The 15,377-nt window shown below is 75.3% G+C and carries 9 protein-coding genes; 4 read left to right on the plus strand and 5 right to left on the minus strand.

The window, feature by feature from the left end:
- Positions 1-74: 74 nt before the first annotated feature.
- Positions 75-761 (minus strand): hypothetical protein, encoded by a 687-nt coding sequence (locus tag ACNF49_RS38545; RefSeq protein ID WP_482940725.1) that lies wholly within the window; start codon positions 759-761, stop codon positions 75-77.
- Between the two features lie 226 nt (positions 762-987).
- Here ACNF49_RS38545 and ACNF49_RS38550 point away from each other — a divergent pair, with 226 nt between their 5' ends.
- From ACNF49_RS38550 to ACNF49_RS38565, 4 genes are read left to right on the plus strand one after another with little or no spacing between them, the layout of a single operon-like run.
- On the plus strand, positions 988-4,656 hold the full coding sequence (locus ACNF49_RS38550; protein ID WP_482940726.1) for a non-ribosomal peptide synthetase: 3,669 nt from the start codon (positions 988-990) through the stop codon (positions 4,654-4,656).
- On the plus strand, positions 4,649-8,332 hold the full coding sequence (locus ACNF49_RS38555) for a type I polyketide synthase (RefSeq protein WP_482940727.1): 3,684 nt from the start codon (positions 4,649-4,651) through the stop codon (positions 8,330-8,332). Before ACNF49_RS38550 ends, ACNF49_RS38555 begins: the two co-directional genes overlap by 8 nt.
- Positions 8,329-9,771, plus strand: coding sequence for an amino acid adenylation domain-containing protein (locus ACNF49_RS38560; protein WP_482940728.1), 1,443 nt, complete (start codon positions 8,329-8,331; stop codon positions 9,769-9,771). Before ACNF49_RS38555 ends, ACNF49_RS38560 begins: the two co-directional genes overlap by 4 nt.
- On the plus strand, positions 9,768-10,007 hold the full coding sequence (locus ACNF49_RS38565) for an acyl carrier protein (protein WP_357988788.1): 240 nt from the start codon (positions 9,768-9,770) through the stop codon (positions 10,005-10,007). Before ACNF49_RS38560 ends, ACNF49_RS38565 begins: the two co-directional genes overlap by 4 nt.
- 38 nt (positions 10,008-10,045) lie before the next feature.
- Here ACNF49_RS38565 and ACNF49_RS38570 read toward each other — a convergent pair whose 3' ends face one another.
- From ACNF49_RS38570 to ACNF49_RS38585, 4 genes are read right to left on the minus strand one after another with little or no spacing between them, the layout of a single operon-like run.
- Positions 10,046-10,708 (minus strand): hypothetical protein, encoded by a 663-nt coding sequence (locus ACNF49_RS38570; RefSeq protein WP_482940729.1) that lies wholly within the window; start codon positions 10,706-10,708, stop codon positions 10,046-10,048.
- A gap of 25 nt (positions 10,709-10,733) precedes the next feature.
- Positions 10,734-11,525 carry an AfsR/SARP family transcriptional regulator gene (locus tag ACNF49_RS38575; RefSeq protein WP_482940730.1) on the minus strand — a complete coding sequence of 264 codons (792 nt, stop codon included), beginning with the start codon at positions 11,523-11,525 and terminating at the stop codon, positions 10,734-10,736.
- Positions 11,526-11,549: 24 nt separating this feature from the next.
- A complete protein-coding gene (locus tag ACNF49_RS38580; RefSeq protein WP_482940731.1) occupies positions 11,550-14,627 on the minus strand; it encodes an amino acid adenylation domain-containing protein in 3,078 nt (1,025 codons plus the stop codon).
- A 17-nt stretch (positions 14,628-14,644) separates the two neighbouring features.
- Positions 14,645-15,313, minus strand: coding sequence for a hypothetical protein (locus tag ACNF49_RS38585; protein WP_482940732.1), 669 nt, complete (start codon positions 15,311-15,313; stop codon positions 14,645-14,647).
- Positions 15,314-15,377 lie beyond the last annotated feature (64 nt).

The raw sequence follows: 15,377 nt of genomic DNA on the forward strand, positions 1-15,377 counted from the left end.
CGCCGCCGGGCGTCACACACGGAGATCCAGGTCGCGGGGCGAAGAGCCGCGACTCCGGGAAGAGACCGCCGGGGTCAGGGCCGGGGCTCGTGCGGGTCGGCGGCCGCGGCGGCCCAGTACTGGCCGATGCTCTCCTCCATCAGGCGGGCGGCGAAGACGGCGTCGTCCGCGCTCTGTCCGCGCCGCAGCCCGTGCTCGGCCACCGCCAGCGCCTGCCGTTCGAGCTCGTCGGACTGCCCGCCGCCGTAGTAGGCGACGAACTCCTCCGGCACGTCGAGCCCGGTCTTGGGCAGGCGGGCGAGCATCTCGTCGCTGTCGGGGAAGTAGCGGACCATGTCCCAGTACAGGGCGAGCGCGGCGTCGGCCTGGGTGCCGAGGAAGCCGAGCCAGCCCCACGTCCCGGCGACCTGGTAGGCGGCGGGGTCGGCCGGCCAGCGGTGCAGGCGTTCCTCGTCGAGGTCCAGGGCGGCCATCACCTTGTGCAGCTTGGGCCGGGCCCGGTGGATCAGGCCGAGCATGCCGTCGAAGAACTCGACCGCGAGCGGGTGGGGGTCGCGGGCGATCAGCGTGGCGAACGCCGTGATCTCGGCCTGGTGGCACTTGTGGGTCACGCCCACGAGCTGCCTGACGTGGTCCATCGTGAGCGTCCCGGCGTCCATGCGTTCGAGGAACCGGTTGCGTACGGGGTTGTCGTCCCGCATCTGCCGCAGCCGCCGTACGGCCTGGCCCGCCAGGGGGGTCGGCTCGAAGTCGGTGTACATGGTTCTCCCGTCGTCGATGGGACGTGCGTCCGCCTCCCCTTCTGCCAACCCGGCCTGACGTGCGGCTGATCGTGCTGTGACAGGGCTCTGACGTGCGCGGCGGTCGCCGTGTGCCCCCACGGAGGGCCGGGTAGGGGCGGGCGCCCGGCCCGCGGAATCCAGCGGGCACACGATCACGCGAGCAGCCGCTCACGCGACCACCTGACCAGTCGAACGGGAGCTCCCAGTGACACGACGACCGCAGGAAGGGATAGAGGCGTTCCTGGCCGAGGTGGGCGGCGACGCCTCTCCGGGACTGCCCGGGACGACCGTGGAACGGCCGGTCCCCGTTCCGCCGGACGCGGCGCGGGAGCCGGCGGTCCTTCTCGTGGCGGGCCTGGGCGCGCTGCTGTCCCTGTACGGCGCGGACGGCGGCGTGCGGCTCGCCCTGCACCGCCCCGGCGACGGCTCGGCCCGGACGGTCGAGGTGCGGGTGGGGGTGGACGTCCCGTTCTCCCTGCTGTGCCGGGAGGTGGCGCAGTGCCCCGCGCTCTCCCCGCCGCCGGACACCCTCACGGTACGGACGGCCGGTCCCGGCCGGGACGCACCGGGCCCGCTGCACGTGCGCCTGGCTCTGGAGGACGGCCGGCCACGGGCATGGCTGGGCGTGTCCGGCCCCCGCCCGGCCGTGGAACGCGTCGGACAGCTGGCCGGCTACCTGGGCGCGCTGCTGGACACGGTGGCGGGATCGCCGGACCGGCGGCTGGGCGACCTCGACCTCGTGACACCCCCGGATCCGCAACCGGCGGGGCGGCAGGCGTCCGGGGGGACCCTCCACGGTCTCGTCCGGGCACGGGCGGAGGCGCAGCCGGACGCGGTGGCGGTCGTCGGGGGCGGCGAGCGCGTCACGTACGGCGAGCTGTGGCGACGGGCCACCCGGATCGCGGGCGGTCTGGCCGCGATGGGGGTACGGCCGGGAGATCCCGTCGCGCTCAGGCTGCCGCCCGCCCCCGCCACTGTGGAGGCCATCCTCGGCACACTCCTGGCGGGCGCCTGGTACGTCCCGATCGATCCCCGCCATCCCGGCTCGCGGGCCTCGTTCATCCTCCAGGACAGCCGTAGCCGGCTCCTGGTCGAGGAGACCCCGTCAGGGGAGGACAGCGCCGTCACGCTGGACGCCGTCCGGGCGGCGGCCGGGCCGTCCGGCGCCGGGAACGGCCCGCTTCCGGAGCTCCCGGGATCGTCGCCCGCCTACTGCCTGTACACCTCGGGCACGACGGGGCAGCCGAAGGGCGTCCTGGTCACCCACGCCAACGTGGTGGCCCGGATCTCGGGCCCGCACTTCCCCTTCGGCTTCTCGCCGCACGACGTGTGGGCGCAGTTCCACTCCTGCGCCTTCGACCTGTCGGTCTGGGAGATCTTCTGCTGCCTGGCCACCGGCGGCCGGCTGGTCGTCCTGCCGGACGGGGACGTCCAGAACCCCTGGGCGCTGCGCGAGACGCTGCTGCGCGAGCGCGTCACCGTCCTCAACCAGACGCCGTCGGCCTTCGCCCGGCTCGTCGCCGTGGACGACGCCGACCCCAAGCCGCTGCCGGACCTGAGGTACGTGCTGTTCGGCGGCGAGCGGCTGGACCCGCCCCGGTTGCGCGACTGGCGCCGCCGCCATCAGGGCGTCCGGCTGGTCAACCTGTACGGGATCACCGAGGCCACCGTCCACGCCACGGTCCACGAGGTGACCGCCGAGGACTGCGAGCGGGACGTCAGCCCGATCGGCCACCCCCTCCCGCACACCAGCGTGCACCTGGTGGACCCGCGTACGGGACGGCGGCTCGTCCCGGAGGGCGCGACCGGCGAGATGTGGCTCGGCGGAGCGGGCGTCGCCGCCGGGTACCTGCGCCGGCCGGAGCTCGACCGGGAACGGTTCGTGCGGGACGCGTTCGGCGAGGACGTGCTCCTGCGGACCGGTGACCTGGCCCGCCTCGGCCCCGACGGCGGCCTGCTCTACCTGCGCCGCATGGACGACCAGTTCCAGTGGCACGGTTACCGGATCGAACCGGGCGAGATCGCCGCCCGGCTCCGCGAGCACCCCGGCGTCGGCGACGCGGCCGTGCTGCTGGAGGGCGGCTCCGAGGGCAGGATCGTGGCCTACCTGGTGCTCTCGGGCGCGCCGCCGGCGCCCGACGAGCTGAGCGGCCACCTGGCCGAACGGCTGCCGCCCTACATGCTCCCGCACGCCTACGCCACCGTGCCCGGCCTGCCCTTGACCGTCAACGGCAAGCTCGACGTCCAGGCGCTCGCCGAGACCGCCGCCGACCTGCGCAAGGCGGGCGCGGACGAGGCGCCGGCCTCGGCCACCCAGCGGCAGATCCACCTGGCCGACCGCCTGCTGCCCGGTTCCTACCAGGAGACCGTCGCCTGGCGGGCGGCCGGGCGGCTGGACGACGGCGCGCTACGCCGGGCCGCGGCCGAGCTGACCGGGCGGCACGAGATCCTGCGCACCCGCTTCCACGTCGGCGAGCACGGACTGCGCCGGCTCGTCGGCGAACCCTGGCAGCCGGACGTGGACGTGCGGGAGGTCCGGGCGCGGGAGGTGTCCGAGGACGACGTCGCGCGATGGGCGGCCGGGGCTCCCGCGCTGGACCCGGCCGCGGGACGGCTGCTGCACCTGGCCGTCCTGCGCCCTGCCGCCGGGGACGACGTGCTGGTGCTGCGCCAGCATCACCTGGTCACCGACGGGGGCTCGGTGCGCGTCCTCGTGCGCGACCTCGGCCGCTGCTACGCCGCCGCGCTGGCGGGCGGCGCGCCGCCGCCATGGGAGGGGCCCCAGTTCCGCGACGTCGCGGCGGCCGAACTCGCCGGGGACGACGAGGCCGCGCTCGCCCGTGCCGAACGGCGTCTCGCCGGAGCGCCGGGCACGATCCTGCGGCCGTCCGCACATCCCGGCGAGGAGCCCGTCACGGTCCCGCTGCCGCCGGTGCGGCGTGAGGAGCTGCGCGCCGCCGGGCGGCGGTTGCGGGCGACCCCGTTCACGGTGGTGGCCGGGGCCGTGGCCGCCGCTCTGCACCGCTGGACCGGACGCGACGACGTCACCTTCGGCGTGCCCGCCGAGAACCGGGCCGATCCCGCGCTCGCCCAGGCCGTCGGGCCGTGCGTCAACCTGGTGGTCCTGCGTTCCCGCGCCGAGCCGGCCAGCACGCCGGACGAGCTGGTCGCCATCCTGCGTGGCCAGCTCGCCGAAGCACTCGACGACCAGCACGTGCCCTACGAGCGGGTCGTGGCCCGGCTGCGTCCGGCCCGGCGGCTGGACGCGGCGCCGTACTGCGAAGTCCTGCTCGCCTTCGAGACCGGCGACGCCGGCGAGCCGACCGAGCTGGGCGGGCGCCCGTTGACCAGGATGCGTTTCCCGGAGATCCGGCCGCACGCCGCCCACCCCGTCATGATCACGGTCTGGACGACCGCGGACGGCGGCCTGGAAGGGACGGTCACCTGCCGGGGCGGCCTGCTGGACGAAGGCGAGGCGGCCCGCCTCGCCCGGCTGGTCGCCGCGGCCCTGGACGACCTCGCCCGGGGCCGGACCACGCCGCTGAGATCCGGCGGCCCGCCGGCGGCCGCCCCGCCCCGGGAGGACGCGGAAGGCCCCGTCCGCCCGGCCGGGCGGGCGGCGGCGCTGGAGGAGCACGTCCTGGGCGTGTGGCGCGAGGTGCTGCGCCGGCCGGTGATCGGCGTGGACGACAACTTCTTCGAGGCCGGCGGCGACTCCGGCCTGCTCACCCGCGTCCAGGCGCGGCTGGAGGACGAGCTCGGCGCCGAGGTGCCCGTGACGGTGCTCTTCGCCTGCCCGACCGTGCGTTCCCTGGCCGCCCGCCTGGCCGCGGACGGCGTGGCGGCGGCCGTGGAAGGAGGCGGGCATGTCTGACCTGATCGCCATCGTGGGCATGGCCTGCCGCTTCCCCGGCGCGGCGGACGTGCGGCGGTTCTGGCACAACCTGCGCGCCGGCGCCGACACGATCGAGCGCCGCCCGAGCCCGCGCGGCGGCGCGGACCCGTCCGGCGAGGGGTTCGTCGCGGCGTACGGCGTCATGCCGGGGGCGGGCCTCTTCGACTGGCGCTTCTTCGGCTACAGCCGGGCCGAGGCGGCGTCCATCGATCCGCAGCAGCGGGTGTTCCTGGAGACGGCCTCGCTCGCGCTCGACGACGCCGCCCTCGACCCGGCCCGCTTCGACGGCGCGATCGGCGTCTTCGGCGGCTGCGACCCTCCGCTGATCAAGGAGGGCGCTCCGGAGACCTCCTGGGACAAGGACATGCTGGCCACCCGGGTCGCCTACAAGCTCGGCCTGCGCGGGCCCGCGATCACGGTGCAGTCGGCGTGCTCGACCTCGCTGCTGGCCGTGCACCTGGCCTGCCGCAGCCTGCGCGACGGCGAGTGCGACGTGGCGCTGGCCGGGGGCGTGCGCATCGGCGTCCATCCGGAGGGCGGCTACCGGCACGCCGAGGGCGACGTGCTCTCGCCGGACGGCTACTGCCGGCCCTTCGACGCCGGGGCCCGCGGCACCGTGCCCGCCGACGGCGTGGGCGTCGTGGTGCTGAGGCGGCTGGAGGACGCCCTGCGCGAGCGGCACGAGATCGTCGCCGTCGTCCGCGGGTCGGCGGTCAACAACGACGGCGCCCGCAAGGTGGGCTTCACCGCTCCGTCCGTGCAGGGGCAGCGGGACGTGACGTCGCGAGCCCTCGACGCGGCGGGCGTCGATCCGGCCGAGGTGTCCTACGTCGAGGCGCACGGCACCGGGACCCGGCTCGGCGACCCCGTCGAGGTGGCCGCCCTGACCCAGGCGTTCCAGGCGCACACCGGGCGAGCCGGGTTCTGCGGCCTCGGCTCGGTCAAGGGCAACATAGGGCACGCGGGCGCGGCGAGCGGCGTCGCGGGCCTCATCAAGACCGCGCTGATGCTCCGGCACGAGGAGATCGTCCCGAGCGCGCACTTCGAGCGCCCCAACCCGGACCTCGGTCTGGACGGCGGCCCCTTCCACGTCGCGACCGAGCGGCGGCCGTGGCCCGGCCCCGCGCTGGCCGGGGTGAGCTCGCTCGGCATGGGCGGGACCAACGTCCACGTCGTGCTCGCCTCGCCGCCGACGCCGGCGGCGAGCACGCCCCGCCCCGGGCCGCGGGTCCTGTGCCTGTCGGCGCACAGCGGGCCCTCCCTGTCCGCCTACCGCAAGGACCTCGCCGACCGGCTCGGCGCCGCGGACGCTCCCTCGTTGCCGGACGCCGCCCGCACGCTGAGCCGCGGCCGCCGCGAACTGCCCCTGCGGCGGGCGGTGGTGGCGCAGACGCCGGAGGCGGCCGTCCGCGAGCTGGCCAGGGAGACCACTCCGCTGCGGGCGCGGGACGCCGGGCGGGTCGCGCTGCTGTTCCCCGGCCAGGGCGGTCCGCGCCTCGGCGGCGCCGCCGAGGCGCTGCGCGCCTGCCTGCCGGCCGTGCGGGAGGCCGACGCGCGCGCCCGGACCGTCCTCGCGAAGCGGCTCGGGCTCGACCCGGACGTGCTGGGCCGGGACGGCGGCGACACGCTCGTCCAGCAGGTGAACCTGTTCGTGCTCGGCTACGGGATCGCGCGCCAGCTCATGGACTGGGGCCTGCGGCCGGTCGCCGCGCTGGGCTCCAGCCTGGGCGAGTACACCGCGGTGGCCGCCGCCGGGCTGTGGACGTTCGAGGACGCCCTGGTCCTGGTGGCGGAGCGCGCGACCGCGATGCGCGGCTGCCCGCCCGGCCGGATGCTGGCCGTCGATCTGCCGCTCGACCGGGTGGCGGAGGCGGTGCCCGGGTTCGGGCGGGACACCGGCCTGTCGGTGGCGGTCGAGGACGTCGGCCGTACGGTCCTGGCCGGCCCGCGCGAACGCGTCGAGCGGCTGCGCGCGGAGCTGGCGGCGGCCGGAGTGGCCCACACGCCGCTGCGCACGGGCCACGCCTTCCATTCCCCGTCCATGCGCGCCGCCGCCGACGCGCTGTCGCGGGCCGTCGCCAGGACGCCCGTGCGCGGCGGCCTCGACTTCACCGTGCTGTCCGGCCTCACCGGCGAGCCCCTGGACGCCGGGACCGCGGCCGATCCCGGCTATTGGGTGGCGCAGCTGTGCGGCACCGTCCGGATGCGCGCCTGCGTGGGCAACCTGCTGTCCGGCCCGGCCGAGCTGTTCGCCGAGCTGGGCGCGGGGACCGCGACGACGGCCTCCGTGCGGCGCCATCCGTTCTGGAACGCCGATCTCGCGGCCGTCGCCCTCCCCGGCCGCCACGGCACGGACAGGACCGGCGTGCTCGACGCGCTGGGCTCCCTGTGGGCCCACGGCGCCCCCGTGAACTGGGCGGACGTGGACGACCCCGACCAAGACCACCCCGACCGGGACGACGCCGGGGCCTGGCGGCGCCCGCTCCCGGCCCCGCCGTTCGACCCGGTCACGCCGGACGACACCGCCCCGCTCCCGCCGCCCGCGACCACCCGCGACCGTCCGGACGCCGCCCGCACCTCCTTGGAGGACCTGTGGCGGGACGCGCTCGGCGTGGACGCGGTCTCCCCCGACGACGACTTCTACCGGCTGGGCGGCGAGTCCCTGGGCCTGGTCCGGCTGGCCGCCGCCGTGCGGGAGCGGCTGGGGGCCGAGATCCCGGTCGGCGTCCTCGCCGAACGCCCCACCTTCGGCCACCTGCTCGACCTCGCCGGACGCCCCACCGTCGGCGAGCTGATCGACCTCGCCGACCGGCACTCCGCCGACGACGAGCAGGACGACAGGCCGGACGACGGGCCCGCGCTCCTCGCCCGGGGCACGTTGCCCGCCCCGATCTTCCTGGTGCCGCCCGCGTCGGGCAGCTCGCTCGCCTATCGGCCGCTGGCCGCCGCCCTGACCGGCCGGACCTGCCACGCCTTCGACACCCCCGGGCTCGTCCCCGGGACCCGCCACCCCGGCACGGTCGAGGCCTTGGCCGCCGGCCACGTACGACAGCTCCGGCGGGTACGGCCGGAGGGGCTGCCCGTCGTCCTGCTCGGCTGGTCGATGGGGGCGGTCGTGGCCCACGAGATGGCCAGGCAACTGACCCGTGACGGCGACCCGGTCGCCCTCCTGATCTGCGTGGACGGCCATCCGCCGCCAGGGCCCGGCATCCCCGTGGGCGCCCACCCCCGCCACCTGGCCGACGCGCTGACCCATCTGCGCCACCTGCGCCGTGCCCGCCGTCGCCCCGGCGGATCCGCCACCGGGACCGCCACCGGAGCCGCCACCGAGACCGGGCGGCGCATCGCCGGGCTCGTCGAGGCGTCCGGCGACGGGTTCGACCTCGCCGGGGTCTACCGCCGCAACCTGCGCGCGCTCCTGCGCCACCGCCCGCGCCCGGCGCCCTGCCCGGCGGTCGTCCTGCGGGCCGGCGCCTCGCCGCGCCGCTGCCGGTGGCTGGAACGGTGGCTGTCGTCCCTGTACCCGGCAGGCGTACGGGTGCGGCCGATCCCCAGGGACCACTGGAGCGTGCTGACCGGCGAGGGGGCCGCCGCGATCGCCCGCGCCGTGCAGGACGTCCTGCCCCCGACCACGCGAGAGGTGAGCCGCCCATGAACGTGACCGTGCCCGACATGGTGGCGCGGATCGCCGCCGCCCATCCCGGCCGCGTCGCGATCGAGGACGACCGAGGCGGCCTCACGTACGGCGAGCTGCTACGGCGCGCCGTCAGCGGCGCCGCCGCCCTGGACCGGGCGGGCCCGCCCGGCGCGCCGGTCTGCGTGCGCCTGCCGCGGGGGCGCGACTTCGTGGTCGCCGCGCTGGCGGCCATGTTGTCCGGCCGCCCGTACGCGCCCGTGGACGTGGCGCTCCCCCGGCGGCGGCAACGGGCCCTCCTCGACCAACTGGGGCCGGACACGATCCTGGTGTCCGGCCGCTCCGGCCGCACGCCCCGTGAGCTCGACCGGGGCGGGACGGAGTACCGGCCGGCCCGAACCCGGGCCGCCTACATCGTGCACACCTCGGGGACCACCGGGACGCCCAAGGGGGTCCTGATCGGCCACAAGAGCCTGGCCAACCTGGTCGCCTGGCATCACCGCACCTACCGGACAGGGCCGCGCACCCGTCAGCTGCACACCGCGGGCCTGGGGTTCGACGCGGCCGTCTGGGAGATCTGGCCCTGTCTGTCCGCCGGGGGCACGCTCGTGGTGGCACCCGACGAGGTGCGGGTCTCGCCCGTGGAGCTGGTCGAGTTCGGCCGCGAGCGGGCGATCGACATCCTGTTCGCCCCCACCCCGCTCGCCGAGCTGATCGTCGAGCTGGACGCCGACGACGACATCCCCTGGCGCACGATGCTCACCGGCGGTGACGCGCTGCGCCTGCGCCGGCTCCCCCGGGGCTGGGACCTGGTCAACCACTACGGGCCCGCCGAGGCGACCGTCTGCGCCACCTGGCACACCGTCGGCCGGGTGCCGGACTCGGGCCTGCCGCCCATCGGCCGGCCGATCGACGGCGCCCGCGTCGTCCTGGTGGACCCGCGGGGGCGACCCGTGCCGGCCGGGAGCACCGGCGAGATCCACATCGGCGGTACGGTGCTCGCGCTCGGCTACCACCGCAGGCCCGAGGAGACCGCCCGCCGCTTCGTCACCCTGCCCGGCCTTCCCGGCCGCTGGTACCGGACGGGCGACCTGGCTGCCGTCAACGCTCGCGGCGAGCTGGAGTTCCAGGGGCGGATGGACGACGGCCAGCTCCAGGTGCGCGGCGTCCGCGTCGAGGCCGCCGAGATCGAGGCCGCGCTGCTGCGCCATCCGCGCGTCCGCCGGGCGGCCGTCGCCACCGTCGGCGACACTCGTGCCCTCGGCGCGCTCGTCGTGGTGTCCGGGCCGTGCCCCACCGTGGGAGAACTGCGGCGCTTCATGTCGGCGGAGCTGCCGGAGAGCGCCATCCCCACCCGAGTCGTGCCCGGCCCGGCGATCCCGCTGACGCCCAACGGCAAGATCGACCGGCCCGGCGTGCGGCGACGGCTGGCGCAGGAGCAGAACAGGAGCGGACGATGACCATCCCCCTGACCGGCATGGTGGAGATCTGGCGTGAGGTCCTCATGGTGGACGACGTCGGCCCCCGATCCGACTTCTTCGACCTCGGCGGCCACTCGCTGGCGGCCACCCGCATCGTCCAGCGGGTCGAGGAGGTGTGCGGCGTCCGGCTTCCGGTGTCCGCCGTCCAGGACCATCCGACGCCCGAGGCCCTGACCGCCCTCGTCGCCGGCCCGCGGGGCACGGGCCGGGGTTAGGGATGCAGGCAGGGCCCGGTCCGCGGGCCGCCGGAGCGTCAGCCGGTCGACACCGCTCGCCAGAAGTACCCCATGACGTCGCGCATCACGTCGCTGAGGCGCAGCGCCTCGTCCGGGTCGTCGCCGGCGTCGAGCCCGGCCTGGATGAAGGCGACGGCCGACGCGCTCAGCCCCTCCGGCTCACTGCCGTAGAAGGCCACCGCCTCCTCGGGCGCGCCGATGCCCGAGCTGCGCAACCAGGCGCCCAGCTCGTCGGAGGTGGAGAAGTACGAGCGGACGTCCACCAGCGAGGCGGCGCCCAGACCGGCCCGGTTCGCGTTGAGCGCGAGCCAGCTCAGATAGGAGCTGTAGGCGTAGGCGGTGAAGCCCTCCGCCTGCCCGTCGGCTCCGGTGCGCGGCTCGATGGGCAGCACGCGCGCGCAGTCCAGCAGTTTCGTCCGGGCGCGCGACGCCATTTCCTGGAGCTGCAGGCAGTACACGTCCTCCGGCCGGCCGGTGAATCTGGACGCGGCCAGCGCGTAGGCGGCGAGCTCGGTGCGGTTCAGTCGCACCTCGAATTCCAGCAGCCGCCGCAGATCCGCCAGGGCGAACCGCCCCTCACGCAATTTCGCGACGATCGGATTGTTGATCGGATTTTCCGCCGTCCGCCGGTCGATCTCCTGCACGAGGGAGACGGCGTCGAGCCTGCGGTCGGTCTTCATATCGGTTTCTCCTTTTCTCGTCCGGCTATTTGGTGGAACGATTGAGAATGGCCAGCATTTGCCTTTCCAACGCGGGCGAGGGGGACAGCCCGATCTCTTTCGCGAAGGACACGCGGGCGAGCTGGTAGATTCCGAGCGCGTCGGCGGGCCGGCCCGCGCGATGCAGCGCGACCATCAGCTGGGAATAGAGCCGTTCTTCCAGGGGGTTCTGCAGCACCAGCGCCTCGAGCTGGGGGATGATCTCGACGTGCCGGCCCAGGTCGAGGTTGATCTCTATGAGGCTGGCGGTGGTCAGCATCCGGCGGCTCTCCAGGAGCTGCGCGGCCTGGTCCCTGATCGGGCCGCGCGGCACGTCCTGCAGCGCCGGGCCGCGCCACAGCGCCAGCGCCTCGCGCAGGAGGGCGACGGCCTTGTCCGGCTCGGCCGACTTCAGCGTGTTCGCCGCCGCGTCGAGCTTTTCGAAGCGCACGGCGTCGATCGCGTCGGCCGGAACCTGGAGACAATATCCGGGATAGCGGGTCTGCAGCGATATTTCCAGGCCGTGGCGTTCCTGCCAGCGCATGATGGACATTCGCAACCGGGACGCGTGCGCGTGCAGCGCGTTCGCCGCATGCCTGGGCGGGTCGTCCCGCCACAACTCGGCGACCAGGTCCTCGACCGGGACGACGTCGCCGTGCCGGAGCAGCAGCACGGCGAACAACGAGCGTTTTTTCGGGCCGGCTATCTGGATCCGGTCTTCATCGACCCTGACTTCCAATGGGCCCAGAATATCAAGTGAGATCATCATCGCCCGCATCGATTGTGCCGCGCCGGCCACTCAGGCATTCCTGTAAATGTTAACTTAGCCACGTGAACCGCGCGGAGAATGTGTTTCCCGGGGTGCTGCTGTGCTTTGATGCAGGTAGCCGGTTTCGCGCAGCCAGCCGATATAGAGGTCGAGCAGCCCGGCGTCCACGGGCGGGCAGGCGGCCGGCACGTCCGGGACCGCCTCGGCCAGGTTCGTGAGATCCGGCTCGGGCAGGGCGCCGGTGAGCTGCCGGGCCGTCACGGAGCCGTCCGCGGCCTCCTCACCGGTGAGCAGCGTGAGGTACCCGGCCAGCGGCGCGGCCGGGTCGGCGGCGCACAGACGTTCCATCTCCCGGACCCAGTCCTCCCTGGAGATGACCCGGACGGGGTAGCCTTGCCGGCGCAGCCGCTCGACCAGCAGGGGCAGGGCGGCGGGGCGCGGGTTCGCCAGATGGTAGACCCGGCCGCGCGCGGGCGCCCCGGCCAGCAGCGCCACGACGGCCTGCGCCACGTAGTCCACGGGGACGAAGTCCAGCCGGAGCGGCACGTCCGGCGCGAGCCCGGTCTCGGCGATCGCCTTGATCACGGCGGCCATCATGGTGCCGGTGTTCCACACGCCCCGGTCCCGGCTGCCGGTGATCTCGTACGGCCGGTAGAGGGCGACCGGCAGCCCGCGCCCCGCGGCCTCGCCCAGCAGGGCCTCGGCCACCCATTTGGTCTCCGCGTACCCCTGCCGCAGCCGTTCCGGGCGCGGCAGCGGATCGTCCTCGCGCACGCGCCCGCCGGTGGGCGGCCCGTCCGCGGCGGCGAGCACGTCCACCGTGGACACGTGGTGGAACGGGCGCGCGCGCCCGCCGTGGGCGGCCAGGCGGATGAGCGAGCGCACGCCGCCGACGTTGGCGTCCTGGAGCCGGGAGTAGGGGTAGACGAAGTTCACCTGGGCGGCGGCGTGCAGGATCACGTCCGTGTGGTCGGCCAGCCCGTCCAGCTCTGCCTGCGGGAGTCCCAGGCCGGGCCGGGCGAGGTCGCCGGGCACCGCGGTCACCCTCGTGCCGAGGTCCGCCGCGGGCAGGCCGTACCTGCGCAGGGCCGCGCCGACCCGGCGGAGCCCGTCCTCGCCGTCCGCCGCACGTACGAGGCACGACAGGCGCAGGTCCGTGGCGTCGAGCAGCCGCCGGACCAGGAAGGCGCCCAGGAAGCCGGTCGCGCCGGTGACCAGGATCTCCCGAGGGGGCGCCGGGTCGGCCGGGCCGAAGCGGAGGCCGGGGTCGAGCTGGGCTTCCCGGGCGAAGTCCACGGTCGGTTCGCTCTCCACGCCGCCGTCGGCGCCGCTGCGCAGGGCGGCGATCCGGGCGGCGAACGCCTCCAGCGACGTCGAGTACAGCAGCGCGCGCACCAGCGCGGGGCCGGGGAGGCCGCCCATGCCGGGACGGGCGCGCAGCGCGGTGACGATCTGGACGGCCTGCAACGACGTGCCGCCGAGCTCGTAGAAGTCGTCGGCGCGGGACTCCACCGGCGTGCCGAGGACGGCCGCCCACACCTCGGCCGAGTACCGCTCGACCTCGCCCCGCGGCGGGTCGGCGGGGCCGGCCGGCGGCTGGTCGCCGGTCCCGGCCAAGGCGCGCGTGTCGACCTTGCCGCTGCTGTTCAGCGGCAGCTCGTCGGCGACCGCCACCCGGCCGGGGACCATGAACGCGGGCAGCCGGTCCCGCAGGAACGCCCGCACCCGCAGCGCGAAGGACCGCCGGTCCGCCGGCCGCCGAGGCACCGCCCACGCCACCAGCGCCCGGTCGCCCCGCCCGGACTCCCGTACGGCCACGGCGGCCTCGCGCACCTCCGGATGGGCCGCCAGCTCCGACTCGACCTCGCCGATCTCCACCCGGTGGCCGCTGATCTTGACCTGCCGGTCCAGCCGGCCCAGGAAGTCCAGCACGCCGTCCGGCCGCCAGGCCGCCCGGTCGCCGGTCCGGTACATGCGCGCGTCCCCGCCGAGGAACGGGTCGGGCAGGAAACGTTCGGCCGTGCGTTCCTCGTCGCCCACGTAGCCGAGCGCCACGCCGTCGCCGCCGACGTACAGCTCGCCCTCCTCCTCGGGCTCGCACGGGCTGCCGTCCTCGCGCAGCACGTAGCACGTGGAGTTGGCGATCGGCCGTCCGATGGGCACGCGTTCGGCGTCCGGCGGCAGCCCGGTCACCTCGTGGGCGGTGGAGAACGTGCCGTTCTCCGTGGGGCCGTAGCCGTTGACCAGGTGCTCGGGCGGGCCGGCGGCCATGACGCCGCGCACGCAGTCGGGGTTCAGCACGTCCCCGCCCGCCACCAGGTAGCGCAGCGAGGAGAACATGCCGGGGTCGGCGAAGCCGAGCTGGTGGAACAGGCCCGCGCTGAGCCACATCACGGTCGCGCCGCGCTCGCGTAGCTCGCGGGCCAGGTCCGGCGGCGACAACAGCGCCTCGGGCTCGGGCACGACCAGGTGGGAGCCGTTCAGGTGCGCCCCGAAGATCTCGAAGCAGGACACGTCGAACGTCGGGTTCGTGGTGGCCAGGACGACGTCGTCGGGGCCGAACGCGGCGCAGTCGGTGCCCGTCGCCAGCCGGACGGGCCCGCGATGCGGTTCGGCGACCGCCTTCGGGACGCCGGTGGATCCGGAGGTGAAGATGACGTAGGCCGGATCGGTCGCCGAGGCCACCTTCGGGGGCAGCGGCCCGGCCTCGGGCACCGGTCCGTCCAGCGGCAGCACGTGCCGCGCGTCCAGCGACGGACGCCGGTCGGCGCGCGTCACGACGTGTTCGACGCCCAGCCGCCGGGTCAGCTCGCGCAGCCGGGCCGGCGGGTCCTCGGGGTTGAGCGGGACGTACGCGCCGCCCGCCTTGAGCACGGCCCAGATCCCCACGACGGTCTCGGCCGACCGTTCCACGGGCAGGGCCACCGGCGTCCCCGCCCGCACGCCCTGCCGCCGCAGCACCCTGGCCAGCGCGTCCGCGCGGCCGGCCAGCTCCCGGTAGGTCAGCGTCCGGCCGCCGCCGGTCAGCGCGGGCGCGTCCGGGGTCCGGGCGGCCTGGGCGTCGAACAGCTCGGGCAGCACGGCGTCGCGCGGGTAGGGGCGCGCGGTGTCGTTCCATTCCTTCAGGCTCATGCGGGGTCCTCTCCAGCTCAGCCGGTGTGCGCGGCTGCCTTCCAGAAGCGGCCGATGTGCTCCTCCATCTGCCTGGCGCGGGCGATCGCGGTGGCCTTGTCCTCGCCGTTCCGCAGGCCGTGCTCGACGACCTCCAGGGCCCGCCGTTCCAGCTCGTCGGACTGGCCGCCCTCGTAGTAGTCGACGAACTCGGCGGGCACCTCCAGTCCCTGTTTGCGCACCTCTTCGAGCAGGGCCTGGCAGCCGGGGAAGTAGACCGTCATGTCGGTGTGGAGGGCCAGCGCGTTGTCGGCCTGGCCGCCGTGCAGGGCCAGCCACGAGACACAGCCGTTGAACGCCTGCGCGTCGGGCCCGGACGGCCACCGCCCCGCCGCGTCCGGGTCCATGCCCAGCGGGCGGACGCAGGCCAGCAGCTTGGGGTGCGCGTCGTACACCAGGCGGGCGACGTCCAGGTAGAGGCCGACGACGGGGCTGTCGGAGAAGCGGGCGATCACGGTGCCGTACGCGGCCAGCTCGGCGATGTGGCACTGCAGCTCGATCCCGACGAGCCGGCGCAGGTGCTCCAGGGTGAGCCCGCCGACCTCGGCCAGGTCCAGCAGGCGGTTGCCGACCGGAGAGCGGTCGCGCAGCCGTTGGAGCTCGGTGACGGCGGAGGTGGCCAGGGTGAGGTCTGCGGTGGCGGTCATGGTGAAGCCTTTCTGTTGTGCGAACCTGTCTGCGTTCCCCGGGGCCATGACAAGGGCCTGACGC

It is taken from the genome of Actinomadura sp. ATCC 39365 (assembly GCF_054392275.1).

Excerpts from the sequence above, each read along its gene's own strand:
- ACNF49_RS38545 (WP_482940725.1), bottom strand. The coding sequence starts at position 761 with ATGTACACCGACTTCGAGCCGACCCCCCTGGCGGGCCAGGCCGTACGG.
- ACNF49_RS38555 (WP_482940727.1), top strand. The coding sequence starts at position 4,649 with ATGTCTGACCTGATCGCCATCGTGGGCATGGCCTGCCGCTTCCCCGGC.
- ACNF49_RS38560 (WP_482940728.1), top strand. The coding sequence starts at position 8,329 with ATGAACGTGACCGTGCCCGACATGGTGGCGCGGATCGCCGCCGCCCAT.
- ACNF49_RS38565 (WP_357988788.1), top strand. The coding sequence starts at position 9,768 with ATGACCATCCCCCTGACCGGCATGGTGGAGATCTGGCGTGAGGTCCTC.
- ACNF49_RS38570 (WP_482940729.1), bottom strand. The coding sequence starts at position 10,708 with ATGAAGACCGACCGCAGGCTCGACGCCGTCTCCCTCGTGCAGGAGATC.
- ACNF49_RS38580 (WP_482940731.1), bottom strand. The coding sequence starts at position 14,627 with ATGAGCCTGAAGGAATGGAACGACACCGCGCGCCCCTACCCGCGCGAC.
- ACNF49_RS38585 (WP_482940732.1), bottom strand. The coding sequence starts at position 15,313 with ATGACCGCCACCGCAGACCTCACCCTGGCCACCTCCGCCGTCACCGAG.